The 22,654-nt window shown below is 55.3% G+C and carries 23 protein-coding genes and 1 tRNA gene; 18 read left to right on the plus strand and 6 right to left on the minus strand.

Annotated elements, in window-relative coordinates; all coding sequences use genetic code 11:
• Positions 1 to 8 precede the first annotated feature (8 nt).
• Genes SIK97_RS27365 through SIK97_RS27380 form a run of 4 tightly spaced genes read left to right on the plus strand, consistent with a single transcriptional unit; the run spans position 9 to position 4,371 of the window.
• Positions 9 to 1,184: a M20 family metallopeptidase gene (locus SIK97_RS27365; protein ID WP_057173557.1), complete on the plus strand. Its 1,176-nt coding sequence runs from the start codon at positions 9 to 11 to the stop codon at positions 1,182 to 1,184.
• A complete protein-coding gene (locus SIK97_RS27370) occupies positions 1,181 to 2,281 on the plus strand; it encodes a mandelate racemase/muconate lactonizing enzyme family protein (RefSeq protein ID WP_057173559.1) in 1,101 nt (366 codons plus the stop codon). The genes SIK97_RS27365 and SIK97_RS27370 overlap by 4 nt, the downstream gene beginning before the upstream one ends.
• Positions 2,268 to 3,437, plus strand: a complete 1,170-nt coding sequence (locus SIK97_RS27375) for a M24 family metallopeptidase (protein WP_014228693.1) — start codon at positions 2,268 to 2,270, stop codon at positions 3,435 to 3,437. The genes SIK97_RS27370 and SIK97_RS27375 overlap by 14 nt, the downstream gene beginning before the upstream one ends.
• 10 nt (positions 3,438 to 3,447) lie before the next feature.
• Positions 3,448 to 4,371 carry a dihydrodipicolinate synthase family protein gene (locus SIK97_RS27380; RefSeq protein WP_004849574.1) on the plus strand — a complete coding sequence of 308 codons (924 nt, stop codon included), beginning with the start codon at positions 3,448 to 3,450 and terminating at the stop codon, positions 4,369 to 4,371.
• On the opposite strand, the gene SIK97_RS27385 is transcribed toward SIK97_RS27380, so the two are convergent.
• Positions 4,355 to 5,452, minus strand: a complete 1,098-nt coding sequence (locus SIK97_RS27385; protein WP_057173561.1) for a glutamine amidotransferase-related protein — start codon at positions 5,450 to 5,452, stop codon at positions 4,355 to 4,357. The two genes, SIK97_RS27380 and SIK97_RS27385, sit on opposite strands and share 17 nt — an antisense overlap.
• A gap of 68 nt (positions 5,453 to 5,520) precedes the next feature.
• Between SIK97_RS27385 and SIK97_RS27390 the strand changes: the two genes are divergently transcribed.
• The 11 genes from SIK97_RS27390 to SIK97_RS27440 all read left to right on the plus strand — a co-directional run bounded on the left by SIK97_RS27390 (position 5,521) and on the right by SIK97_RS27440 (position 16,139).
• Positions 5,521 to 6,729 carry a pyridoxal phosphate-dependent aminotransferase gene (locus tag SIK97_RS27390; RefSeq protein ID WP_014837999.1) on the plus strand — a complete coding sequence of 403 codons (1,209 nt, stop codon included), beginning with the start codon at positions 5,521 to 5,523 and terminating at the stop codon, positions 6,727 to 6,729.
• Between the two features lie 324 nt (positions 6,730 to 7,053).
• Entirely contained in the window at positions 7,054 to 7,785 is a 732-nt protein-coding gene (locus SIK97_RS27395; RefSeq protein ID WP_032749723.1) for a GntR family transcriptional regulator, read from the plus strand.
• On the plus strand, positions 7,782 to 8,219 hold the full coding sequence (locus tag SIK97_RS27400) for a PTS sugar transporter subunit IIA (protein WP_032749724.1): 438 nt from the start codon (positions 7,782 to 7,784) through the stop codon (positions 8,217 to 8,219). The genes SIK97_RS27395 and SIK97_RS27400 overlap by 4 nt, the downstream gene beginning before the upstream one ends.
• A 3-nt stretch (positions 8,220 to 8,222) precedes the next feature.
• Positions 8,223 to 9,005 carry a PTS mannose/fructose/sorbose/N-acetylgalactosamine transporter subunit IIC gene (locus SIK97_RS27405; RefSeq protein ID WP_032749726.1) on the plus strand — a complete coding sequence of 261 codons (783 nt, stop codon included), beginning with the start codon at positions 8,223 to 8,225 and terminating at the stop codon, positions 9,003 to 9,005.
• Entirely contained in the window at positions 8,998 to 9,777 is a 780-nt protein-coding gene (locus SIK97_RS27410) for a PTS system mannose/fructose/sorbose family transporter subunit IID (protein ID WP_014228686.1), read from the plus strand. The genes SIK97_RS27405 and SIK97_RS27410 overlap by 8 nt, the downstream gene beginning before the upstream one ends.
• A gap of 27 nt (positions 9,778 to 9,804) precedes the next feature.
• Positions 9,805 to 10,296, plus strand: coding sequence for a PTS sugar transporter subunit IIB (locus tag SIK97_RS27415; RefSeq protein WP_014837995.1), 492 nt, complete (start codon positions 9,805 to 9,807; stop codon positions 10,294 to 10,296).
• A 10-nt stretch (positions 10,297 to 10,306) separates the two neighbouring features.
• Positions 10,307 to 11,011, plus strand: a complete 705-nt coding sequence (locus SIK97_RS27420) for a sugar isomerase domain-containing protein (RefSeq protein WP_057173563.1) — start codon at positions 10,307 to 10,309, stop codon at positions 11,009 to 11,011.
• Between the two features lie 9 nt (positions 11,012 to 11,020).
• A complete protein-coding gene (locus SIK97_RS27425) occupies positions 11,021 to 12,187 on the plus strand; it encodes a glycoside hydrolase family 88 protein (RefSeq protein ID WP_057173565.1) in 1,167 nt (388 codons plus the stop codon).
• Positions 12,184 to 12,942 (plus strand): SIS domain-containing protein, encoded by a 759-nt coding sequence (locus tag SIK97_RS27430; protein ID WP_049083501.1) that lies wholly within the window; start codon positions 12,184 to 12,186, stop codon positions 12,940 to 12,942. The genes SIK97_RS27425 and SIK97_RS27430 overlap by 4 nt, the downstream gene beginning before the upstream one ends.
• A 50-nt stretch (positions 12,943 to 12,992) precedes the next feature.
• Positions 12,993 to 14,405 carry an OprD family outer membrane porin gene (locus tag SIK97_RS27435; protein ID WP_057173566.1) on the plus strand — a complete coding sequence of 471 codons (1,413 nt, stop codon included), beginning with the start codon at positions 12,993 to 12,995 and terminating at the stop codon, positions 14,403 to 14,405.
• Between the two features lie 441 nt (positions 14,406 to 14,846).
• Positions 14,847 to 16,139 carry a haloacid dehalogenase-like hydrolase gene (locus tag SIK97_RS27440; RefSeq protein WP_057173568.1) on the plus strand — a complete coding sequence of 431 codons (1,293 nt, stop codon included), beginning with the start codon at positions 14,847 to 14,849 and terminating at the stop codon, positions 16,137 to 16,139.
• A gap of 178 nt (positions 16,140 to 16,317) precedes the next feature.
• Here the strand turns inward: SIK97_RS27440 and SIK97_RS27445 are convergent.
• Positions 16,318 to 16,405, minus strand: a tRNA-Ser gene (locus SIK97_RS27445).
• Positions 16,406 to 16,546: 141 nt separating this feature from the next.
• Positions 16,547 to 18,175, minus strand: a complete 1,629-nt coding sequence (locus SIK97_RS27450; protein WP_049102854.1) for an ABC transporter substrate-binding protein — start codon at positions 18,173 to 18,175, stop codon at positions 16,547 to 16,549.
• A gap of 267 nt (positions 18,176 to 18,442) precedes the next feature.
• Here SIK97_RS27450 and yccA point away from each other — a divergent pair, with 267 nt between their 5' ends.
• Both yccA and tusE read left to right on the plus strand, forming a co-directional pair.
• Complete coding sequence (gene yccA / locus SIK97_RS27455; protein ID WP_004100829.1) at positions 18,443 to 19,102, plus strand: FtsH protease modulator YccA; 660 nt, start codon at positions 18,443 to 18,445, stop codon at positions 19,100 to 19,102.
• A gap of 88 nt (positions 19,103 to 19,190) precedes the next feature.
• Positions 19,191 to 19,520, plus strand: a complete 330-nt coding sequence (gene tusE / locus SIK97_RS27460; protein WP_004849563.1) for a sulfurtransferase TusE — start codon at positions 19,191 to 19,193, stop codon at positions 19,518 to 19,520.
• Here tusE and yccX read toward each other — a convergent pair.
• Genes yccX through SIK97_RS27475 form a run of 3 tightly spaced genes read right to left on the minus strand, consistent with a single transcriptional unit; the run spans position 19,517 to position 21,210 of the window.
• Positions 19,517 to 19,798 (minus strand): acylphosphatase, encoded by a 282-nt coding sequence (yccX, locus tag SIK97_RS27465; protein WP_004849561.1) that lies wholly within the window; start codon positions 19,796 to 19,798, stop codon positions 19,517 to 19,519. The two genes, tusE and yccX, sit on opposite strands and share 4 nt — an antisense overlap.
• 52 nt (positions 19,799 to 19,850) lie before the next feature.
• Positions 19,851 to 20,639 (minus strand): helix-turn-helix transcriptional regulator, encoded by a 789-nt coding sequence (locus SIK97_RS27470; RefSeq protein ID WP_014837988.1) that lies wholly within the window; start codon positions 20,637 to 20,639, stop codon positions 19,851 to 19,853.
• A gap of 16 nt (positions 20,640 to 20,655) precedes the next feature.
• Positions 20,656 to 21,210 (minus strand): YbhB/YbcL family Raf kinase inhibitor-like protein, encoded by a 555-nt coding sequence (locus SIK97_RS27475; RefSeq protein WP_014228676.1) that lies wholly within the window; start codon positions 21,208 to 21,210, stop codon positions 20,656 to 20,658.
• Between the two features lie 191 nt (positions 21,211 to 21,401).
• Here SIK97_RS27475 and rlmI point away from each other — a divergent pair, with 191 nt between their 5' ends.
• Entirely contained in the window at positions 21,402 to 22,604 is a 1,203-nt protein-coding gene (gene rlmI / locus SIK97_RS27480; RefSeq protein WP_009651924.1) for a 23S rRNA (cytosine(1962)-C(5))-methyltransferase RlmI, read from the plus strand.
• Positions 22,605 to 22,654 lie beyond the last annotated feature (50 nt).

A 22,654-nucleotide genomic window follows, 5' to 3' on the forward strand; every position in this document is an offset into this window, starting at 1 on the left:
GAGTTCCTATGTCCAGTTACCAGGTTGACAGCGCACGAATGAAAAAGGATTTAGCGACGCTGGTTGCCATCAATACGGAAAATCCACCGGGCCATGAGCGTGAAGCCGCCGAATGTCTGGAAGGCTGGCTGCTGACCGCCGGGTTCGATCTCTCCTTTAGCGAATACGCGCCGGGGCGGACCAACGTTATCGCCGTCCTGCACAATGGACCGGGACCGTGCTTCGCCTTCAACACCCATATCGACACCGTTCCGGCGGGCAGCGGCTGGGCGAGCGATCCCTTCACCCTCAGCGAACGCGATGGCCGCCTGTACGGGCGCGGCGCCTGCGATGCCAAAGGCCCGCTGGTGGCGATGGTTGAAGCCCTGCGTCTGCTGGCCGCCAACCGTCAGCGCTGGTCCGGCACCTTGATGGGCGTGTTCACCGCCGATGAAGAGATCGCCAGCGAAGGGGCGAAATTCTACGTACGCGACACCCCGCCGGCGATTGATTTCGCGGTGATTGGCGAGCCGACATCGAATGCGACCTTCTCGGCTCACAAAGGCAGCTTGCGTCCTCGCGTGCGGGTAAAAGGCGTCACCGCGCACTCCGGCACGCCGGAGCTGGGGGTTAACGCCATTTACCAGTCCGCGCGCCTTTTAGGGCTGATCGAAGAGGCCCACCACCAGCAGGTGCGTTGCCGCTGCCACGATCTGGTCGGCAACGCCAGCCTGACGGTGACCCGCATTCACGGCGGCCATGCGGACAACGTGGTGCCAGACAGCTGCGAGCTGCTGCTCGATCGCCGCATGGTACCGGGGGAAGACGAAGAGGTTGTTAAAGCCGAACTGCAACAGCTGCTCGACCACGCGTACGCGCAGGCAAACGTGGAAGCGGAAATTATCGCCTGGCAGCCCACCACCGGCGGCGCGACGCAAACCGACAGCAGCGAAGCCATTGTCGAGCAAAGCCTTGCCGCCTGCCGCCGTCACGGACAGAGCGAACCCGGCCCGTTTGGTTTTCAGGGCGGCTGCGACCTGGTGCATTTCCGTTCGCTGGGCGCAAAGGGCGTGGTGATTGGCCCCGGCTCGCTGGCCGTGGCCCACAAGCCCGATGAATTCGTCCCCGTCGATGAATTTATCGCCGCGGCAGATATCTATCTCGATATTGCGCTCGCCATGCTGCCGCCGGCGTCCGATTTATGAAAGCGCAGCTCTTTCGGGGAGACCTGCATTACGCCGGCGTGACGCTGCATACCGCCGCCTCCGGCCCGGTGACGGCGCTCGACACCCTCTGGTTGCGCCTGGAGGATCGTGGCGTGACGGGGATTGGCGAAGTGCGTCTCAACATTCGCTACCTGCACGGCTACCGCGAAGAGCAGGTGCTGAACAACCTGCTTCAGCGCCTCAACGGTTGGGACTGGTGCCAGGAGCCCGCGGCGCAACTTGCCGCGCTGCACGAGGAGGACCGCACGCTGCTGCCGCCGTCGCGCATGGCGCTGGATATGGCGTTGCACGATTTAATGGCGCGTCAGAACGGGGTCAGCGTCGCCGCCTGGCTGGGGGCGCCAGCTGGCCTGCCCGCCTGGCACACCAATCAGACGCTGTTCTGGGGCAGCGAAGCAGAGATGCTGGCGCAGGCGCAGCGCTATGTCGATCGCGGTTTTACCCAGCTGAAGTTACGCACGGGGATAGCGGATTTCGCCACCGACCTGGCCCGCCTGCAAAAGCTGAGGCTGCGGTTTGGTCAGCAGATTTCGCTGGCGATTGACGTGAACGGCCAGTGGTCGCTGGCGCAGGCCCACGCGGCGTTCCCTTATCTGCGCGAGCTGAATCTCAGCTATATCGAACAGCCGTTAAGCCCGGCAAACGATAGCCAGCTTGCTGAACTGTACGGCTACGGCATCCCGATCATGCTCGATGAAAGCCTCAACAGCGAGGCGGCCATCACCCGGCTTATCGCCGCCAAAGGTGCGCTGTGGGGGCATCTCAAGCTGGTGAAACTGGGGGGGCTTGCTCCGACGCTTGCCGCCGCCGTCCGTCTGCGACTCGCCGACGTGCCGTTCATGATTGGCCAGATGAATGAAGGCCATGCCGCCACCGCCGCCGCGCTCCAGCTGTGCCGCGTGGTGCAACCGGCATTCGCCGAACTGTATGGCGCCGATGGATTAACCGACGATCCCGTCAGCGGGCTGGAATACCGCAATGGCATGGTCGCCGTTAACGACTCTCCCGGTCTGGGCGTGCAGTTCGATGCCGCGCGGGCCAACTTACTCCAGGAGTTTAATGATGCAAGATGTTAACAATGTGATTCAGGGCAGCGAGTCCGCCTTTCGCGCCGACGAATATGCGCAGCGCATTCAGCGTACCCGCGAACGCTTAAGCCGCGCGGGCGTGGACGTGATGATCGTGACCGGCCCGGAAAACATTTTCTGGCTTACCGGTCAGCAAACGCCGGGCTATTACACCTTTCAGGCGCTGCTGCTGCCGGTAGAAGGGGATCCGGTCTTTGTGATTCGCCAGCTCGAATACTTTAACTTTATCGCCAACACCTTTATTTCAGACGCCGCCATCTACCAGGATGGCGATAACCCGGTGGATTTCCTGGTAGGCATGCTGCAACAGCGCGGCTGGCTCAACAAACGCATTGGGCTGGACAAACGCGGCTGGTTCCTGCCGATTGCCGTCTATGAAGCCCTGCAGGCGAAGCTCGGCACCATCGCCGATACCGCGGGCGTCATCGAACCGCTGCGCGCGGTGAAATCGGCGGCGGAGGTGGAAAAAATCGCCCTCGCGGCGCGCTATGTGGATGCGGGCATGCGCGCCGGGATGGCGGCGATTGGCAGCGGCGCGGACGAAAACGCGCTGGTCTCCGCGATGATGGGGGCCGCTATTGCCGCCGGTTCCGAGTATGTCGGCATGGAACCGCTGGTTTCTACTGGCCCACGCAGCGGCGTGCCGCACGGCACCTGGCGACGTCGGGTGATGCAGGATAACGATCCGGTCTTTCTGGAGATGTCCGCCGCCCACGATCGCTACCACGCCGCGATGATGCGCTCCGCCTGGCTGGGCCGTCCGCCCGCTATCGCCATCGAAATGGAAAAAGTTTGTCAGGAAGCCCTGCAGGCCGCCCTCGACGCCATTCGTCCGGGCGCCACCTGCGAAGCCCCGCACCTGGCCTGCCAGAAGGTGATCGACCGCGCCGGATTCACCGAAAACTTCAAAAAACGCACCGGTTACTCCATCGGTATCGCCTTCGCGCCGGACTGGGGCGAAGGCGGCATTCTCAGTCTGTACAGCGGCGTCACCACCGAGCTGCAGCCTGGCATGACCTTCCACATCCCGCCGGCCCTGCGTATCTACGGTCAATTCACCGTCGGCGTCAGCGAAACCGTGGTGGTGACTGAAACCGGATATCGCCAGCTGGGTTCCCTGGCTCGCCCATTAACACTGCTGTAAGGAAAGAAAGATGAAAGATATCAACGAGTGCCGTGAACGTCTGCGCGGCATTTTCAACATCACCGTCACCCCGTTCACCGCCAGCGGCGCGATCGACTTCCCGGCGCTGCGTGAAAATATCGAACGCGTGATTGATCTGGGCTATGACGGCCTGCTGATTGGCGGCACCTACGGTGAGTTTCCGGTAATGACCGTCGAAGAACGCCGCGAGCTGTTTCATGAGGTGATGGGCTGCGTGGACGACCGCGTGGCGGTGATGCTGTGCAGCGCCAGTTCCGACCCGCGCGACGCCCGCGAGCTGACCCTGCTGGCAAGCGAGCTGGGCGGGCTGCCGATGGTCACCGCCCCCTTTGTTAGCGAAATCACTGACGAACAGATCGTCAGCTACTTCAATGAGATGGCGCCGTTATCCAAAACCGGCATTCTGGTGTACAACGCGCCGGGCATCGGCATCACCCTCTCCCCGGCGCTGCTGGAACGGCTGGCAGAGATCCCGAACGTGGTCGGCATCAAACAGGGCGATCTCAACCCAACCGCCATCGATCAGATTGCCAACCGCCTGCGCGGGCGTCTGCGTTTGTTCTGCGCCTCCGATCTGGCTTTCCTCGGGCCGATGATGGCCGGGTTTGACGGCATCAGCACGACCAACAGCGGCGCGCTGCCGGAGCTGATCGTCAATACCTTCCGCGCAGTGGAACGGGGCGACGCCGCCACCGCCCGCGATTTGCATCAGCTCTGGTACGCGTATCGGGCGCTGGCGCGCAAACACGGTCAGCCGCAGCTGGTGAAAGCGGCGATGGCGCTGCGCGGCTTTAACGGCGGCACCGTACGCGCACCGTTAAAACCGATCGGCGACGCGGCGCTGGCAGAGCTGACACGCGTAATGCAGGAGCTTGCCAGCGACCATCGCAGCGGGGTTACGCTGGCGCGTTAAGCGCCGCCTGTAGGAAGGCGACGAACAGCGGATGGGGCGCATCCGGGCGGGACATCAGTTCCGGATGCCCCTGAACCCCGTGCCAGAACGGCAGCTCAGGCTGGGAAACGGCTTCCACGATACCGTCGCTTTGCGCGCTCACGCTGACCCCGCCGGGAGACAGCGCCGGCAATAACTCGGGGTTAAAGCAGTAGCGATGGTTGTAGTGCATTTCGCAGATATCGCCGGGGATAAGCCCGGAGGAAAAAGGGAATACGCCGCAGCGATGACGGCCATCGGCAAAGGGAACAAAGCTGTGCAGGGCTTCATCAGGGGCGACTTCCGCGGGTATGGCCGATTCGAAACCCGGGCTACGGCGCACGGCTGCGGTCATCATGCTCTGCATTCCCAGGCACAGCCCCAGCGTTGGCTGCCCGCGGGCCAGGGTCTCTTCCGCCACGCGGATTTGTCCGTTGACCGCCGCCATCGAGGAACCGCCTGGCAGCACCACGCCCTGGAAGGCCTGAAGCTCGTGTAATCCCGTGGACAGGCTGACCGGCGCAAAGAAATGGACCTCCAGGTTCAGCCCCAGCGACGCCGCGGCATCGCCCAGCGAGCCGAGCGTGGCGGGATAGACCAGACGGTGGTCCGCCTCGCGGCCAATCAGCGCGATGCGCAAGGACCCGCCGGCAGACGACGACACGCCGCTATCCCAGCGGCCATAGCGGTCGGCGGTGAGATCTAACAGCGTGTGTTGCCCATCGCTGAGCGTCAGGCGGTGGCGGCTGTCGTCGCTGTAAAGCCGCTGGCCCTGCAGGTCGGCGATAAGCGGCGCCTGCGAGGACGCCAGCACAATGACGGCGTCTGATGACGGCAGGCGGGCGATATCGCGCACCTCTTCACGCAGCGTATCGCTGCGCCAGAGGCCGCTGGTCACGCAGTACCCTGCACGAATGACGTGCTGGTGGCTATCGGGTACATCCCCGGCGAAGTCGGGGCGAAGGCTCCAGAGGGGCAACCCAAGACGATTGGCCCACAGGCTGGCGGTGATACCGTAGCGGGCGGGCGCGGAGCTGTTATCGAGAATAAAGATCGGTGACACGGCGAGTTTCCTGCTGATGTTGGGTACCTAATTGTATTAATTGAATCATTAGATACAAAAGAGGATTTATGAATAACAGTCAAATCGCCCGTCGTATGCAATCCGTACGGCCTTCTCCGACCGCGGCCATTTCTGACCAGGTACGGGTACTGGAAGCCGCAGGCAAGCAGGTTATCAACCTGGGCGAAGGGGAACTGGATTTTGCTACCCCACCCCATATTAGCTATGCGGGCATTGAAGCTATCGTGCATCACCAGACTAAGTATACCGCCGTTTCCGGCACCGCAGCGCTCAAGGCGGCCATTGCCGCCAAGTTCGCTCGCGACAATCAGCTGCGCTACCGTCCGGAAGAGATCATCGCCGGGAGCGGCGCCAAACAGCTTATTTTCAACGCCTTTCTGGCAACCCTGGACGCCGGGCAGCAGGTGATTATTCCCGCGCCCTACTGGGTCTCTTACCCGGATATGGTCTCTCTGGCCGACGGCGAACCGGTGATTGTGCCCTGCGATGAACAACACGGCTGGAAGCTGACGCCGGAACAACTGGCCGCCGCCCTCACCCCGTCAACGCGCTGGTTGATCCTCAATTCGCCGGGCAACCCGACCGGGGCGATTTACAGCGAACGGGAGCTGCGCGCGCTGGCAGACGTGCTGGCGGACTACCCGCAGGTGCTGGTGATGGCCGACGACATTTACGAGCCGCTGCGTTACGACAATACCCCGTTCACCACGTTTGCTCAGGCCGCGCCGCAGCTGGTTTCGCGTACGCTGACGGTGAACGGCGTGTCCAAAAGCCACGCCATGACCGGCTGGCGTCTGGGCTATGCGGGCGGGCCGCAGTGGCTCATTGCCGCCATGCAGATCCTGCAATCACAAAGCACCTCCAACCCCAGCGCGATTTCGCAGGCTGCGGCGGTCGCTGCCCTTAACCATTCGGCGGACTTCTTAGACGGCTGGCTGCACACGCTGGATAAGCGCCGTCAGCAGGTGCTGGGGATGATTGCCGCCACCGAGGGCCTGAGCGCTGGCATTCCCCAGGGCGCATTCTATGTGTTTGCCAACTGCCAGCGGCTCATTGGGCGAGTGACGCCCACCGGCGAAACTCTCCGCGACGACAGCGGACTGGCGAACTGGCTGTTAGAACACACTCAGGTGGCCGTGTTACACGGGTCCGCGTTCGGCATGCCGGGGTATTTACGTATTGCCTACGCGGTGGAAGATGGGCTGCTGACGCAGGCCTGTCAGCGGATTGCCGAAGCCTGCGCGCAGCTGCGTTAGGGCACGCAAGCACCACAATGGCGCCCTGTAAAAAGAAAACCCCGCGCGATGTACTGGCCGGGGTTGTTGAATGCGGGCGCTCCGTTTTCTCAGCTCGCCAGCGCAATAGCGCGGCAATCAGTTTGCGTTCACGCCCGGCCGCTGCGGCAAAAATTCCTCGCCCCTGCCCCCTCCGTCGGGGCGAAATTGCGAAATGCATCACAGTCCAGGAAATAACTTAACAGGTTAACCGGTTAAGTTGAGTTGAGAGGTTGATCGGACAATCGGGTACGGGTATCGTAAGCCTACGAAATAAAATAAATGTAAACAGAAACTGGCGAAACAATGAAAGCAACGGCACAGTCAACGAAATACCAGGTGATAAAGGCAGCACTGTTAGATGAAATAAGAAACGGTACTTTTAAACCCGGGGAAAAATTCTACAGTGAGTCGGAATTAAAAGAGCGTTACTCCGTCAGTTCCGCCACGGTTATTCGCGCTATTCACGAAATGGTCAATGAAGGCTACCTGATTCGCTATCAGGGTAAAGGCACTTTTGTTTCGAAAGCCAAACGTAATGAGAACATTATTTTCTCAGAATCAGATAACGATTTAAAAGGTATGCAGTCGGTTAAAGTTATCGCCTGTGAACTGGAAAACGATCCGTGTATTAAAGAAAAACTCGGGTTAAATGATGATGAAAGATATTATCGTATTGCGCGTTTAAAGTTTGATAATAACAAACCTTATGCATTACAGGTTTCGCATATTCCGGCCCGCTACTTCGCCAGTCAATTGACGATTAAGAATTCGGCACTCAGCTCTATTTATGAGGCTTTTAAGGTTAACAATGGTCTTGATATGTACACCATGCCCTATCGGCAGACCATCTGCGCCCTGACCGATGCTGCGCCAGAAGTCCTGCAGCACCTTGAGCTCACGGCTCACCAGCCCGTTATCATGATGAAACGCTATACCCACGACGAGCAAGGTCAGGTGATTGAATATATTGAGACCTGGAAACGGTTAGAATCATTTTATATTGAAATAAGAACGCCAGATAAGGGGGCAGGATGAACCAATTATTATTAATCTCTCATGGGGGTTTCGCCAGCGGTGCCAGACAGGCCACAGAATTAATACTCGGAGCGCAGCCAAACCTTCACGTAGTTGAACTGGATGGTGAGAAAGGGATAGCAGTATTTAAACAGGAACTTCTCGATAAAATCACCATCCTTAGCGCAGCAAAATCCAAAATTATTATCCTCTCTGATTTAAAAAGTGGTTCGCCGTATAACTCCGCAATGGAGATTATTGTCACTAACAACCTATGGAATAATATCACCCTGTTCTCTGGGATGAATTTAAATTTAATTCTGGAAATGGCGATGGCAATTGATGAAAGTCACTCGCCAGCCTCGCTGAATGAAATAATAACTACGGCGCGTGATGGTATTTACCATTTACAGCAGGCAGCGCTTGCCGCCCACACAGACGACGGAGACGAGTAAAAAATGGAGCACATTGCGGTCTGGCAGATAGCGTTACTGACGCTTTATTCAGGGCTGGCGATATACGACGGCAACAACACGACGCTTGGGTTAGTGAAACCGAGCATGGCGGGCTTCTTTGCCGGCCTCATTATGGGCGATATGACCACCGGGCTTATCGTCGGCGGCACCCTGAACCTGCTGGTACTGGGCGTGGGCAACTTCGGCGGCGCGTCGATCCCGGACTACATGACCGGTGCGGTGCTGGGTACCACTTTCGCGATCATCAGCGGCCAGGGCGCGGCGTTTGGCGCCACCATTGCGGTGCCGATTGGTCTCTTAATGGTACAGCTGGATATCCTCGCCCGCTTCAGCAACACCTTTATCCATCATAAGGCCGACAGGCTGATTGAAGAGGGTCAGGTGAAGGCGGCGGCCAGGATGAACCTGCTGGGCCAGGTGCCTATTTCGCTCTCGCGTATGCTGCCGGTGCTGTTGGCGCTGATCCTCGGGGCAACCTTTGTTAATGACTTCGTGACCTGGATCCCCGCGTCCATCATGAACGGTCTTAAAGTCGCCGGTGGCCTACTGCCTGCGCTGGGTATCTCCATCCTGCTGCGCTATTTACCGATTAAGAAGAACATCTCGTTTCTGATTCTGGGCTTTTTCCTGGCGGCCTATCTGAAAGTGCCGGTGCTGGGCGCCGCGCTGCTGGGTCTGGCAATTGCGCTTTACGTCTTCAACTCAGAAAAACAGGTAACGCAAACTACCGAATCCCCGGCAAATGGAGCAATGGGCGATGAATAAAGTACTAAAACGCGTGTTCTGGCGCTGGTTCCTGTTCGGTCAGTCTGGCTGGAACTACGAAAAAATGCAGGGTCTGGGCTATCTGTACAGCATCTATCCGTTCCTTGAGAAAAAGTACGCAAAACCCGAAGAGCAGAAGGACGCTGCGAAGGTACACAGCCAGTTCTTTAACACCAACAACACCATGGCGCCGGGGATCCTCGGGGTGAACATCGCCCTGGAAGAGCAGACCGGGCTTGCGGGCAAAGATGCGGTTGCCGGGATCAAAACCGGTCTGATGGGGCCGCTGGCGGGCATCGGAGATACGCTGTTCTTTGTTATTCCGACCACCATTATCGGTTCTGTCGCTTCGTACCTCGCACTGCAGGGCAACCCGGTGGGGCTTGTTCTCTGGCTACTGTTCGCCCTGGTTCGCATGCTGTTTATGCGCTTTAGCATCAGCAAAGGGTATCAGGAAGGGGTCAACCTGCTGGGGTCTTTGACCAATAGCCTCAACAAAATTACCCGCGCAGCCAATATTCTCGGGCTGACGGTTATCGGGGCGCTTATCCCCTCGGTGGTGAAGGCGAATCTTAATTTCGAATTCAGCTACGGCGAAGTGTCGCTCAAGCTGCAGAGCATTGCCGACCAGATTATGCCCGGGCTTATTCCGCTGCTGGTTGTGGGGTTCACCTGGTGGCTGCTGGGGCTCAAAAAGATGAACTCGACTCGGGTCATTTTTGTCCTGATTGCTTTAGGTATTATCGGCTACAACCTGAATATTCTCGGTTAAGTAACACATTGATTTAAGGAACTTATCATGAAAGGTATTGTGCATATTCGTGTCGATGACCGGCTGATCCACGGCCAGGTGGCCACCCGCTGGGTAAGCCACTTCAACGCCAACCGTATTATGGTGATTGACGACGCCGTAGCTGCAAACGACGTAGAGAAAATGCTGCTGCGCAGTGCAGCCCCGGAAGGCTGCAACACCTCTATTCTCTCTTTTGAGAAAGCCAGCGCCAATATCCTCGCCGGCAACTACGACGGTCAGCGCGTACTGATCCTGCTGAAGACCCCGGAGCTGGCGCTGAAGCTGATGAACGCCGGAATTGCCCTCCCCCAGCTCAATATCGGCAATATGTCCAACAAAGACGATCGCCGCCAGATCAAACGCTCGGTCAGCGTCAACGATGCTGAGATCGCGGCCATCAACGCGCTGCTGGAAAAAGGCGTGGCGGTGACGGCGCAGATGACGCCGGAAGAGCCGAACGCCTGTATCACCACGTTTTTAAAAGCCGATAAGGGATAAGGGATAAGGGATGTCACCACATCAGCAGCAGTATTATCAGCATGTTTTAGCGACGCTGAATCAGGTGTTTCTTACTCAGAGCGCTGAAGTTGAGCAGGCGGCGGCGCTGTTTGCCGAGTGCGTCAAAGCCAACGGCATTATTCACGGCTTTGGATCCGGCCACTCGTTTGCCGCGGCGGTTGAGCTGGCCGGTCGTGCGGGCGGCCTGGTCAATACCAAAGCCATTGACCAGTTCTATGGGCCAACCGGCTGGTTTGATTCGCTGAAAGGGATTGGCGACATCTTCTCCGGGCTGCTCGATCTGCGCGAGTCAGACTGCTTTGTGATTATCTCCAACTCCGGCACTAAACCGCTGCACGTTGAGCTGGCACGCAAGGTCAAAGAGAGGGGGCTGAAGCTGGTGGTTATCACCCGCTACGCCGGTGAGTCGACGCCAACGAGCGAGAGCATTCGCGACTATGCCGATGTCATTCTCGATAACGGCTGCCCGTCCGGTGACTGCACGCTAAGTATGGATAACGGCAACATCATGACCGGTCCGGTGTCCTCGCTGTCTGCGGCCTTCATCATCAATAACGTGGTGATCCACTGCATCGAGATGCTGCTGGAACAAGGTATCGCGCCGCCGGTGATGCGCAGCATCAATCTGCCCGGCGGTAAAGAATACAACGACATGCTGATGAGTCAGTACAAAGAGCGCGTATTCACGCTGTAGGGAAAAATCATGAAAGAGAGTCTGTCGAATCGCCTCACACCGCTGCCCTTTCCTGCCCTCACGCCCGACGCCTGTCGGGATGAGCTGACGGCGTGCGCGCGGCGCATCGCGCGTAACATGGGTCTGTACGGCGAGAAATTCCCCTCAGCCTGCACGATCCATAATCGCTACGTTCTGAAAGAGAATAACGACTGGACCAACGGATTCTGGACCGGGATGCAGGCAATGGCCTGGGAGTTCAGCGGCGATCGCGCCTACCTGGACGGCGTTGAACGCAATGTGGCGAGTTTTAAAGCCCGCCTGGCGGCGCACCACGTCCTCGATCACCACGATATCGGCTTCCTTTATAGCCTGTCGGCAGTCGCGTACTGGAAACTGACGGAGCGCGAAGCGCTAACCCCGCTTATTCTGGCGGCGGCCGATCTGCTGGTAAACCGTTTTCACCCCAGCGCCGGTTTTATCCAGGCCTGGGGGACGCTTAACGACCCGCAGGAGTACCGGCTTATTATCGATTCATTGATTAACCTTCCCCTGCTCCACGTGGCGGCAAAGATCAGCGGTGAATCACGTTATCGGGAAGTGGCTGAACGCCACTATGCGGCGGTCATCAACAACATTTTTCGCGAAGACGGCTCCACTTTCCATACCTTCTATTTTGACCAGACAAGCGGTGCGCCTTCGCACGGGAAAACCTTTCAGGGCTACAGCGATAACTCCTGCTGGGCCCGCGGCCAGGCGTGGGCCATTCTCGGCATCCCGCTTCACTGGTCTGCCACCGGCGAAACCGACCACTACGAACGGTGGCAGCAGGCCTGCGAGTATTTCTTCCGCTACCTGCCGGAGGACGGCGTTCCCGCCTGGGATCTGCTGCTGGCTGCAGATCCGGACGCCCCGAAAGACAGCTCCGCGCTGGCGATTGCGGTCTGCGGCCTGCTGGAAGCGCATAAGCACTTTCCGGATGCCGGTTACCAGAAACTGGCGCGTCAATGTCTGCTGGCATTAATGCGCAGCGCGTCTGCCCGCGATGATGATGTCTGCGAAGGCTTACTTAAACATGGTGTTTACGCCTATGCCCTCGGTAAAGGCATCGATGAATGTAATCTCTGGGGAGATTACTTCTATATGGAAGCGTTATACCGAGTCTACCAACCACAATGGTCAGGATACTGGTTATGACAATGATTCAGAGCTATTTAGATATCGTCCAGAAAAAACTTAACGACATTACTCAACAGCAAAGCCATAAAATCACTTCCACCGCCGTGGAACTGGCAAAAATCATTAACCAGGGAGGTGTAATTTATATTTTCGGCTGCGGCCACTCACATATTTTCGCTGAAGATGTATTTTATCGTGCCGGAGGAATCGCCCCGGTTCGGCCAATATTTATCGAACCTTTAATGTTACATCAGGGGGCGGCGGCCTCATCATATTATGAAAAACAGAATGACTATATTGCTGAGCACCTGGAGAGATTCTCGATCACCAGTAAAGATGCGCTGATTGTTATCTCAACTTCCGGGATTAACCCCGCTCCGGTCGATGCAGCGCTCTGGGCAAAACAGCACGGGGCATTTACCCTGGCGCTGACCAGCTTTCTGTATGCCGAGACCCAACCGTCGAAGCACAAGGCTGGCCTTAAGCTGCGGGACTGCGTGGATGTCGCCATTGATAACCAGGTGCCAATCGGTGATGCGGTGCTTTCCCTTACGGAGCATGCAACGCCGTTCGCGCCGGTTTCCTCAATGACCGGGCTATTTATTATGCACACCCTGTTCGCGGAAATCATAGCGAACCTGGGGAGTGAAAATAAATCTCTGCCGGTATTTTTGAGCGGTAACATTGCGAATTCCTCAAAACATAATGAATATCTTCTCGAAAAATATGGTGCGCAAATCCCGGAGCTCATAAATAACACGAGTTTTAAATAAGCAGTACATCCCCTCGCCCTATAATACATGGTTTTATAAGGTATATAATAATGACAAGTCATAGACTCAGAGTTTCTCTGTGTACACCGCTGTTTCTTTTTATTGCCGCAGATGCCTTTGCGGAAGAAGAAACGGATTATGAAGCGCCTTCTCAGTTTGAGAAAGCGTTTTATGATGAAGGAAAATTAAATCTCAATACCTCACTATATATTCGTCATCGTGCTGTAAAAGACCCCGCGACCGGTAAATACGGACTGGGTCCAGCCGGGATCCAGAACCAGACCGGTAACGTGGCAATTAGCTATATTTCAGGCTATTACCAGGACGTTATTGGCTTTGATTTCTGGGGCAACGCCAACATTAAGCTCGGGCATACCGTCGGTCAGTCGGAGATCCTTTACTACGACTACGATTGCGGCGAGCCGGGCAAGTTCAGCCCGTGCGAGAAGTCCTACATGAGCGTGTCGGTTGCCGCACTCAAGCTCAACCTTGGCGATGCAGGCACCAACTTCAAGCTGGCCGCGGGCTATACCCCCATTAACTCCGGTACCGTAAAAAGCAGCTGGGGCCTCAACCCTCACGCTTTTCGCGGGTTTGACAGTGCCCTGACCCTCGACAAACTGAGGCTGACCTACGCCTGGGCCGACCGCTTCAAGAACGACTGGAGCCGTGATTTTAAACCGATGACTACGGCCTGGCACCAGAACAACGCCGCCGGACTCGATGACAACGGCAAAACCATTAAAGCCGGTGCAATCATCGATTACATTCACACGGTGGGCGCAGTCTATAACTTTGGCAGTACCGTGCTTGACGTGGGCTATGGCGAAGGTAAAGGCTACCGTCGCAACTGGCAGGCACAGGTAGAGCGTCACGATACGTTGACAAAGGATGTCTCCCTGCAGAGTAAGCTCTTCTACCAGGGTGCGCGCTACATTGAAGATCTGTCGAAAATTAAAGATCCTGCAACGGAATATTATGTGGGGGTTGGTTTTAACCTGAGCCACGACAACACCGTGTGGTCCCTTGGCTATAGTCAGAACTACGCCCCGAACACCGGAGATTACAACTTCCGCTTAACCCCGTGGGCGAACTCCGATAAGCGTGATTATCAGCCGACGCTGTCGCAGCTGGAAGACTTTAACGTTTCCGGCGCCCGCGCGGTTCGTTTTGGCGTGAGTTATAACTTTGCCGATCTTAATCTACCGGAGTTAACCCTGGGCGGTGCCGGAACCTACGGCTGGCACGTGGTTAGCGATGTCAGTAAAACCGGTTCGACGAGAAAGTACGACGGGAACATGGTGTCGTTCGATCTTTCCGCTCGCTATCTGGTGGCGGACGGCATGGCGAAAGGCCTCTCCTTTACCCTGCTCCCGGCGCTCTTCCGGGCAACAGACAGCAACTATAAAACCGATCGTAACGACGTGAAGTTTATCGTCGGCTACAGCATCAATATCTTCTGAGCCTGCCCCCCTCAACAGCGCATGAGGGGGACTTTGCGAGGGGAACCGCACCTGTCAGCTTCAAACGGCCAGAGCGGGTTACTCAACCGAATGGCATACAGAATAGCGGCACATAAGAAAAAACCCCGAGCGATTAAAGAGCTCGGGGTTTGTATGACCGGCTTGCACGATGCCGAAGAAAGCAAAAGAACCATCAGGACTAGCCGTAGATAGATAAGTGACATTAAAATAACACTCGGAGATAGTTCGAACTGTTTTGGGCCTGCTACCTTGTCATACTAAACATTTCTCTGTAGATAATTCTGGCTTACTCCCTCACCATTTTCATATATTCATAAAATATGATAACCATCACATTCATGATCAGGGTGCCAATTTTTGATATAGCTAGCTTTTACTTTTTGCTACAGATGGTAATGCACCCTAAAAAAGGAATTAATCATGAAAATGACAATAATATATGCACTACTATCCGTATTTTTTGGAGTATATGGAACAACGGCCAGTGCCAGTAACACAAATCAAGTATCACAAAATTTAGAAACTGCGATTCCCCAACAAAAGCAAATAGTTATCGGCAATTGGGACGAGTTCAACTCAAGAAAAATTGACAGACTCATTCAAGAAGCAAAGCAGAAGCCTGCGCATTCTTTATATGCTGTTTTTGATTTTGACAACACAACAGCTTTTCTGGATATCGAAGAGGCAACGCTTATCTATCAACTAGAAAACCTTAAATTTTCGATGAAACCTGAGATATTGAAAGAGATAATTTACAAAGATATACCGCCTTCAAACTTTAACTCGGATTATAATAATAAAAATCATCAACCGGTTAATATAAACCTCATTGGTCAAGACATTATTGATAGCTACACATGGCTATACAATAATTACAGCAGATTTGCGGGTAATAAAACGCTTGATGAAATTAAAAAAAATTCTAATTATATGAATTTTATAGTGAAAATGAGATATTTATATGATGCAATCGGTGGGTCATTCGACCATGAGGTATCTTATCCATGGGTGACGTATCTTTTTTCTGGCATGTCCAAAAAAGAAGTAGCTGATTTAGTGCACGATACTATTGAGTGGCAAAACAACCAGCCTATCGGAAAGGTGACATGGGTAAGCCCGGCAGATATGGCAGGCCGAGCTGGTATCGTATCAGTAACATGGAAAAATGGATTCAGGCTGATCCCAGAAATGCAGACATTATATAAAAACCTACAGCAGGCAGGTGTTGATGTTTATGTCATTTCCGCTTCTGCTTTAGATGTGATAAAAAGCATCGTTACTACAGAAAAATATGGTTTTTCTGTTCCTGAGTCTCATGTCTATGCAATGCATCCCTTATATGATAAAGAAGGTAGATTGACTCACAGCCTCGATCCATACTATCCCCAGACGCAAGGTAAAGGTAAAACCGAAACCATAAAGAAATTTATACAACAACATTACAAAAATACAGGACCAATATTAGTTGCTGGCGATAGCGAAGGAGATCAAAACATGATGTCCGACTTTAATGACACAAAGTTAGTTCTTATTATTAACCGGCTACGCTCATCTGACACCATTATCGGTGAGCTATCAGCTAAAGCCGTTCGTGACTATAATAAAGATGATGCAAAAATATTATTACAAGGAAGAGATGAAAATAAAGGGGAATTTTTACCATCACAAAGTAGCATATTGATGGGCACTAATAACAAAGTATCTTTACCATAGTTATCAACTTACAGCAATGCCTCTTACTTGAAACGGGGGCATTGCTAGTGAATGGATATTTATTGAGCAAAGGACGGGCTTTAGATGTAAAAAAGCCCGTATAAACGGGCTTTTTTGTACTACTTTATGCACTATAAAATCAAAACTATTCTTCAAGCTCTTGATTTTATTTAGAATTTGGCGGAAGCGTAGAGATTCGAACTCTAGAACCCTTTCGGGTCGCCGGTTTTCAAGACCGGTGCCTTCAACCGCTCGGCCACGCTTCCAATGAGGCGCACTATAAACACCTCTGTTCAGGCTGTAAAGCACCAATTTATTCAACTGCCTTAAAATTAAACAAAAACGCGTTATTCGTCTGAAATTCAGGCAGTTTGCGCAGATTTTCAGCGCAAACCGCCCTCTTCGCGTTAATGTTTTTTGATGTACATATCTTTGGTGTAGTAATACCCCAGCTTATCCGGCGTAAATCCCCCTACCCATGGCTTGACCAGATGGGTGCGCACGTAGTGATAGACCGGAATGGCCGGGACATCCTGACCTAACAGATCCTCCGCCTGCTGGTAGAACTTGCCCCGTGCCGTCGTGTCAGAGGCTTTTGCCGCATTGCGCAGCGCCTCATCGTAGGCCGGGTTGCTGTACTGGCTAGTATTTTCACTGTCGCCGGTGCGGAAGTTATTGAGAAACGTCGCGGCGTCGTCATAGTCGGCTATCCACGCGTAGCGCACGGCGTCAAAATTATGCGTATGCATGGCGTCGAGCATGGTCTTCCACTCCTGGTTTTGCAGCTTCGCCTCAACGCCAAGGTTCTTTTTCCACATTGAGCTGGCGGCGATGGCAATTCGCTGGTGAGATTCGGACGTGTTATAGAGCAGATTAAAGACCAGCGGATGGGTCTCATTATACCCGGCTTCGCTTAATAGCTTTTTCGCCTCGGCGATACGCTTCTCGCGTGGCCAGCTGGCGTACTCGGGATTGTGCAGCTTTACCCCGCCGATGTCAGGCTGGCTGATAAGCCAGGCCGGACGCTGCCCCTGCCCCAGCACCTTCTCCGCGATAATGTCTTTATCGAGAGCCATATTGAGCGCCCGTCGTACGCGGGGGTCGTTAAACGGCGGCCGGGTGGTGTTGAATTCGTAATAGTAGGTGGCCAGCTGCGGCGAAACATCCAGCTGATCGCCCATGGTTTTTTTGAGCTGGGCAAACTGATTAATCGGTACCGTATACACAATATCGATCTCTCCCGCCTTATAGCGGTTGACGTCGGCGGTTTCAGAGCTTATCGGCAGGTACGTCACCTTATTGATGACCGTATGCGCGTTATCCCAGTAGCGCGGATTGCGCTCGGCCACAATGCGCTCATTCACCACCCACTGCGACAGCTTATAGGGCCCGCTGGTTACGATATGCTCCGGTTTGGTCCATTTGTCGCCGTAGCGCGATATCAGCACTTTATCGAGCGGAACCAGAGACGGGTGCGCCAACATCGCCAAAAACGCCGCATTCGGCTGAGTTAAGGTCACCTCGAAGGTGGCATCATCCAGCGCCTTGACGCCCAGCGTCTCGGGCGCTTTTTTGCCCTGCGCTATCTCTGCCCCGTTGATGATATGCATATTGCCGGGATAGCTCGCGTAAGGCGACGCCGTGAGCGGCGACACCAGACGCTGCCAGCTCCAGACAATATCCTGCGCCGTAATCGCCGTACCGTCGGACCAGGTCACACCGGGACGCAGGTGGAACGTCCAGACGGTGTTGTCCTTATTCTCCCACTTCTCCGCCAGCCGGGGCTCAATCTCTCCTGTTGGCGATACGCTGACCAGCCCTTCAAAAAGATCGCTGATAATGTTGTTTTCAACGTCGCTTTCCACTTTATGCGGATCCAGCGACGACGGTTCGCTGCCGTTATTTCTGACCAGTTCTTGCTTTTCGGCCAACGCCGTTCCCGGCGGTACCTGAGCGGCCAGCGCTGGGATGACCATGGAGAACAGACCGACGGCCACCAGTACGCGTGTGATGTGATTATATTTTTGTGTTTTCATATCCCTTGCCTTTGTTACGCTTCGTGAGTACCCTCTCCAGAGTTAGTCGCAGAATGGCTATAACGCAATATTTTTCAGTGAGTTATCAGATTTCGATCTGACTCCGGAAGGCGAACAAATAAAAATGCCACTTATTCCAATTTTCCTGGAATAATGTGCTGCATTCAACCCGCTGACTTTGAGTAAAGATGGGTAAAAGCATTAGGGCTTAGGCCCTGTTTTTTTTATGCTTCGTTATTAATTACATCTGTCATAAGAGAGTGACTCATGGATCGTATAATTACATCGTCGCGAGACCGTTCATCGCTACTTAGCACGCACAAAGTTCTGCGGAACACCTATTTCCTGCTTAGCCTGACGCTGGCATTTTCCGCTATTACGGCGACGGCCAGCACGGTGCTGATGCTGCCTTCTCCGGGTCTGATTCTGACGCTGGTCGGTATGTACGGCCTGATGTTCCTGACCTATAAAACCGCGAATAAGCCAACGGGTATCATTTCCGCGTTCGCCTTTACCGGTTTTCTGGGCTACATCCTGGGGCCAATGCTTAACGCCTACCTGTCTGCGGGTATGGGCGATCTGATTGGCCTGGCGCTGGGCGGTACCGCGCTGGTGTTCTTCTGCTGCTCGGCATACGTACTAACCACCCGTAAAGATATGTCCTTCCTCGGCGGAATGCTGATGGCGGGCGTGGTGGTTGTGCTTATCGGTATGGTTGCCAACATTTTCCTGCAGCTGCCGGCTCTGCATCTGGCGATTAGCGCGGTGTTTATCCTGATCTCTTCAGGCGCCATTCTGTTTGAGACCAGCAACATCATCCGCGGCGGTGAAACCAACTATATCCGCGCGACCGTTAGCCTGTACGTCTCGCTGTACAACATCTTCGTCAGCCTGCTGAGCATCCTTGGCTTCGCCAGCAGAGACTAATCCTCTCCCCGTCTGTACTCAGGCCCCGCTTATGCGGGGCCTTATTTTTTGCTACACTGCCGCCATTTTCAGCGGTATGTGAAGAATCATGTTTATCTTTGAAGGCAATGAAATAGAGACCGATAGCGAAGGCTATCTGAAGGACACAACCCTGTGGAACGAAGCGATGGCGGCCGTTATCGCTGAGCAGGAGGGCATCAGCCTGTCCGTTGAGCATTGGGAAGTGGTGCGCTTTGTGCGCGACTTTTATCTGGAATTTAACACCTCACCGGCGATTCGTATGCTGGTGAAGGCCATGGCGAACAAGTTTGGCGAAGAGAAAGGCAACAGCCGCTATCTCTACCGCCTGTTCCCGAAAGGCCCGGCTAAGCAGGCGACAAAAATCGCCGGACTGCCTAAACCGGTTAAATGCATCTAATACAAAATGGCGAATTTCTGCCACTCTCTGGTGGGCTGATGGGGCTCGGTCAGAACCCTGTCCACCCGCGCGCTGCGCGGCCCACCAGCCTTCAGCCAGGCAATAAGTTTCTCCACCTGGTCCGGTTCTCCGCAGGCCAGAACCTCCACGCCGCCGTCGTCGAGATTGCGCGCGTATCCCGTTAATCCAAGCTGCAGCGCCTCGCGCTGGGTCGAATAGCGAAACCCGACGCCCTGAACGGAGCCGTATACCCACGCCATCGTGCAAACCGTTGCCATGTTCCCCCCCCCTTTTCGGCCAATGACTCAATACAGAGGATAGCAAATTCCGTCAGCGTACATGCTTAGGTAATAATCCATAGTGCTGACGAAAACGGGCGCTAAAGCGCGAGCCTGACAGGTAGCCGCTGCTTTGCGCGATGTCGCCAATGGGTCGCGACGTCGACTGTAATTGCCCCAGCGCGTAGGCCATACGGACCTCTTCCACGATCTGGCGGAAGCTCCGGGACTCCTGCTGCAAACGACGGCGCAGCGTCGATTCGCCAAGAAAGAGCATTTTAGCCACTTTCGCCACGCTCCACGCTTCAGCAGGCGACAGCATAATAATTTGCCTGACCTGACCGGTTATGTCCTCGCGCCGCTCGTTGAGCAGCGGCCCGGCGTAGCCAGCCTGATACAGCGCCAGCAGCAATCCCATCGCCTGATGGTGCTGCAGCTCGGCGCTGAGCCCCTCCCGTACCGCCCGCAGGACGCTTTGCCACATAAACGACATTTCCGGCGCCAGCGGCGCGCAAAGCGACGTCAGACGACCGGTCTGCGGCTCGCTCATATAGCGATGCTTAAAATCCGCCAGCAGTTCCGGCGTGAGAGAGAGCAGGTCGGAGCAAAACAGCCCGTTTTCCGGCTGATTAATCACCTCGAGCTCAACCTCGGCGGGCAAAATAATCAGCTGCTGCGGCGTTGCCAGCATCTCGCTGGCGCCCTGCACAATGACCTTACTGCCGCGGTTTACCCGGCAGATCGCGGGCGAGAACAGCGTGACGCGGTGCAGTTTGCATAAACGACGGGTAGTGATTTCCGCCGCCGTTAACGCGTTATGGTGAAAATGGATGTTCCGCATCATGCCGCCCTTTTTATTATCTTCCGGCCAGCGCCGTTAACTGCGCGCTGGCGATAGCGTGGCTGTGTAACATAAATCCGACTAACGCCCCGCTGGCCTCGCCATCAATGGGCAACGTCGGGGTATCAAGCGCCCATACCGTAAAGCGGTAGCGATGCGGTTTATCTCCGGCGGGCGGACACGCGCCGCCAAAACCCGCATAGCCAAAGTCATTGCGCCCCTGTATCGCCCCGGCGGGCAGTTTAGCGTTATTTTTGTCTCCGGCGCCAGCGGCTAAGCCAGTCACCTGTTGGGCAATATTCACCACCGTCCAGTGCCACCAGCCGCTCCCGGTCGGCGCATCCGGATCGTAAGCGGTCACCGCGAAACTGCGGGTACCCGCCGGAGCATTTTTCCAGGCGATCTGCGGTGAAATATTGCCGCCGGTGCAGCCAAAACCGCCAAACCAGTGCGTCTGCGCCAGCGTCTGGCCGTCGCGCATATCCGCGCTGCTGACGCTAAACGGCGCGGCAATCACCGTCCCGCTCATAATAACCATCATCGCGGCTGCGACCTTCAATCCTGTTTTCATCGTATTTTCCTCCGTAAGGTGAGGAAATACTGTAAGATCCCGGCATGTTTTTTATTGTGCCAAAGCGCCTGCGTTTTGTGCCGAAACGCTCACTTGTCGATACCGGTGGAATGGTGCTTGCCTCAGCCACTTGTGCTAACCTACGCGCCATTTTTTCGGTGCCGACATTCCCGTTGCTTAAAGGTAGCCCCATGACAGACTCCATTTTCCCCCGCTTAGTGTTAACCAAAGGACGCGAGAAATCCCTGCTGCGTCGCCATCCGTGGATCTTCTCCGGCGCCGTCGCCCGGATGGAAGGTAAAGCCCGTTCAGGTGAGACCATCGATATCGTTGATTCGCAGGGAAAATGGCTGGCCCGCGGCGCCTATTCGCCGTCTTCACAGATCCGCGCCCGCGTCTGGAGCTTCGATCGCAATGAAGCCATTGATAACGCCTTTTTCGAACGTCGCCTGCAGCAGGCGCAAACCTGGCGCGAGTGGCTGGCGGCCCGCGACGGGCTCGATAGCTATCGCCTGATAGCCGGTGAGTCCGACGGCCTGCCGGGCGTGACCATCGATCGTTTTGGCGACTTTTTTGTACTGCAGCTGCTGAGCGCCGGTGCCGAATACCAGCGGGCGTCGATTGTCAGCGCGCTGCAAACGCTGTTTCCGAACTGCGCTATCTACGATCGTAGCGACGTCGCGGTGCGTAAAAAAGAGGGGCTGGAGCTGGCGCAGGGGCCGGTTGTCGGCGAACTGCCGCCTGCCCTGCTGCCGATTACCGAGCACGGTATGCAGCTGCTGGTAGATATTCAGGGCGGCCACAAAACCGGCTATTACCTTGACCAGCGCGACAGCCGCCTGGCGACCCGTCGCTACGTCGCCGATAAGCGCGTGCTGAACTGCTTCTCCTATACCGGCGGTTTTGCCATCTCCGCGCTGATGGGCGGCTGCCGTCAGGTTGTCAGCGTTGACACCTCGCAGGAGGCGCTGGACGTCGCAAAGCAGAACGTTGAGCTGAACAAGCTGGATCTGTCTAAAGCGGAGTTCATCCGCGACGACGTCTTCAAGCTGCTGCGGAAATATCGCGACGCCGGCGAAAAGTTTGACGTGATTGTGATGGATCCACCGAAGTTTGTTGAAAACAAAAGCCAGCTGATGGGCGCCTGCCGCGGCTATAAGGACATCAACATGCTGGCGATTCAGCTCCTGAATCCCGGCGGCGTCCTGCTGACCTTCTCCTGCTCCGGCCTGATGACCACCGATTTATTTCAGAAAATCATTGCCGATGCCGCCCTGGATGCCGGACGTGATGTACAATTTATAGAACAGTTCCGCCAGGCTGCCGACCACCCGGTGATAGCAACCTACCCCGAAGGGCTGTATCTGAAAGGGTTTGCTTGCCGCATCATGTAACTTGAAAAGTGGAGAATCGGCCCGCATATAGCAGGTAATCATGTCTCCCA

Source organism: Klebsiella sp. JN_Kp126 (assembly GCF_033843325.1).
GTDB lineage: Bacteria > Pseudomonadota > Gammaproteobacteria > Enterobacterales > Enterobacteriaceae > Klebsiella > Klebsiella michiganensis.

Excerpts from the sequence above, each read along its gene's own strand:
- SIK97_RS27365 (WP_057173557.1), top strand. The coding sequence starts at position 9 with ATGTCCAGTTACCAGGTTGACAGCGCACGAATGAAAAAGGATTTAGCG.
- SIK97_RS27370 (WP_057173559.1), top strand. The coding sequence starts at position 1,181 with ATGAAAGCGCAGCTCTTTCGGGGAGACCTGCATTACGCCGGCGTGACG.
- SIK97_RS27375 (WP_014228693.1), top strand. The coding sequence starts at position 2,268 with ATGCAAGATGTTAACAATGTGATTCAGGGCAGCGAGTCCGCCTTTCGC.
- SIK97_RS27380 (WP_004849574.1), top strand. The coding sequence starts at position 3,448 with ATGAAAGATATCAACGAGTGCCGTGAACGTCTGCGCGGCATTTTCAAC.
- SIK97_RS27390 (WP_014837999.1), top strand. The coding sequence starts at position 5,521 with ATGAATAACAGTCAAATCGCCCGTCGTATGCAATCCGTACGGCCTTCT.
- SIK97_RS27395 (WP_032749723.1), top strand. The coding sequence starts at position 7,054 with ATGAAAGCAACGGCACAGTCAACGAAATACCAGGTGATAAAGGCAGCA.
- SIK97_RS27400 (WP_032749724.1), top strand. The coding sequence starts at position 7,782 with ATGAACCAATTATTATTAATCTCTCATGGGGGTTTCGCCAGCGGTGCC.
- SIK97_RS27405 (WP_032749726.1), top strand. The coding sequence starts at position 8,223 with ATGGAGCACATTGCGGTCTGGCAGATAGCGTTACTGACGCTTTATTCA.
- SIK97_RS27410 (WP_014228686.1), top strand. The coding sequence starts at position 8,998 with ATGAATAAAGTACTAAAACGCGTGTTCTGGCGCTGGTTCCTGTTCGGT.
- SIK97_RS27415 (WP_014837995.1), top strand. The coding sequence starts at position 9,805 with ATGAAAGGTATTGTGCATATTCGTGTCGATGACCGGCTGATCCACGGC.
- SIK97_RS27420 (WP_057173563.1), top strand. The coding sequence starts at position 10,307 with ATGTCACCACATCAGCAGCAGTATTATCAGCATGTTTTAGCGACGCTG.
- SIK97_RS27425 (WP_057173565.1), top strand. The coding sequence starts at position 11,021 with ATGAAAGAGAGTCTGTCGAATCGCCTCACACCGCTGCCCTTTCCTGCC.
- SIK97_RS27430 (WP_049083501.1), top strand. The coding sequence starts at position 12,184 with ATGACAATGATTCAGAGCTATTTAGATATCGTCCAGAAAAAACTTAAC.
- SIK97_RS27435 (WP_057173566.1), top strand. The coding sequence starts at position 12,993 with ATGACAAGTCATAGACTCAGAGTTTCTCTGTGTACACCGCTGTTTCTT.
- SIK97_RS27440 (WP_057173568.1), top strand. The coding sequence starts at position 14,847 with ATGAAAATGACAATAATATATGCACTACTATCCGTATTTTTTGGAGTA.
- SIK97_RS27450 (WP_049102854.1), bottom strand. The coding sequence starts at position 18,175 with ATGAAAACACAAAAATATAATCACATCACACGCGTACTGGTGGCCGTC.
- yccA (WP_004100829.1), top strand. The coding sequence starts at position 18,443 with ATGGATCGTATAATTACATCGTCGCGAGACCGTTCATCGCTACTTAGC.
- tusE (WP_004849563.1), top strand. The coding sequence starts at position 19,191 with ATGTTTATCTTTGAAGGCAATGAAATAGAGACCGATAGCGAAGGCTAT.
- yccX (WP_004849561.1), bottom strand. The coding sequence starts at position 19,798 with ATGGCAACGGTTTGCACGATGGCGTGGGTATACGGCTCCGTTCAGGGC.
- SIK97_RS27470 (WP_014837988.1), bottom strand. The coding sequence starts at position 20,639 with ATGCGGAACATCCATTTTCACCATAACGCGTTAACGGCGGCGGAAATC.
- SIK97_RS27475 (WP_014228676.1), bottom strand. The coding sequence starts at position 21,210 with ATGAAAACAGGATTGAAGGTCGCAGCCGCGATGATGGTTATTATGAGC.
- rlmI (WP_009651924.1), top strand. The coding sequence starts at position 21,402 with ATGACAGACTCCATTTTCCCCCGCTTAGTGTTAACCAAAGGACGCGAG.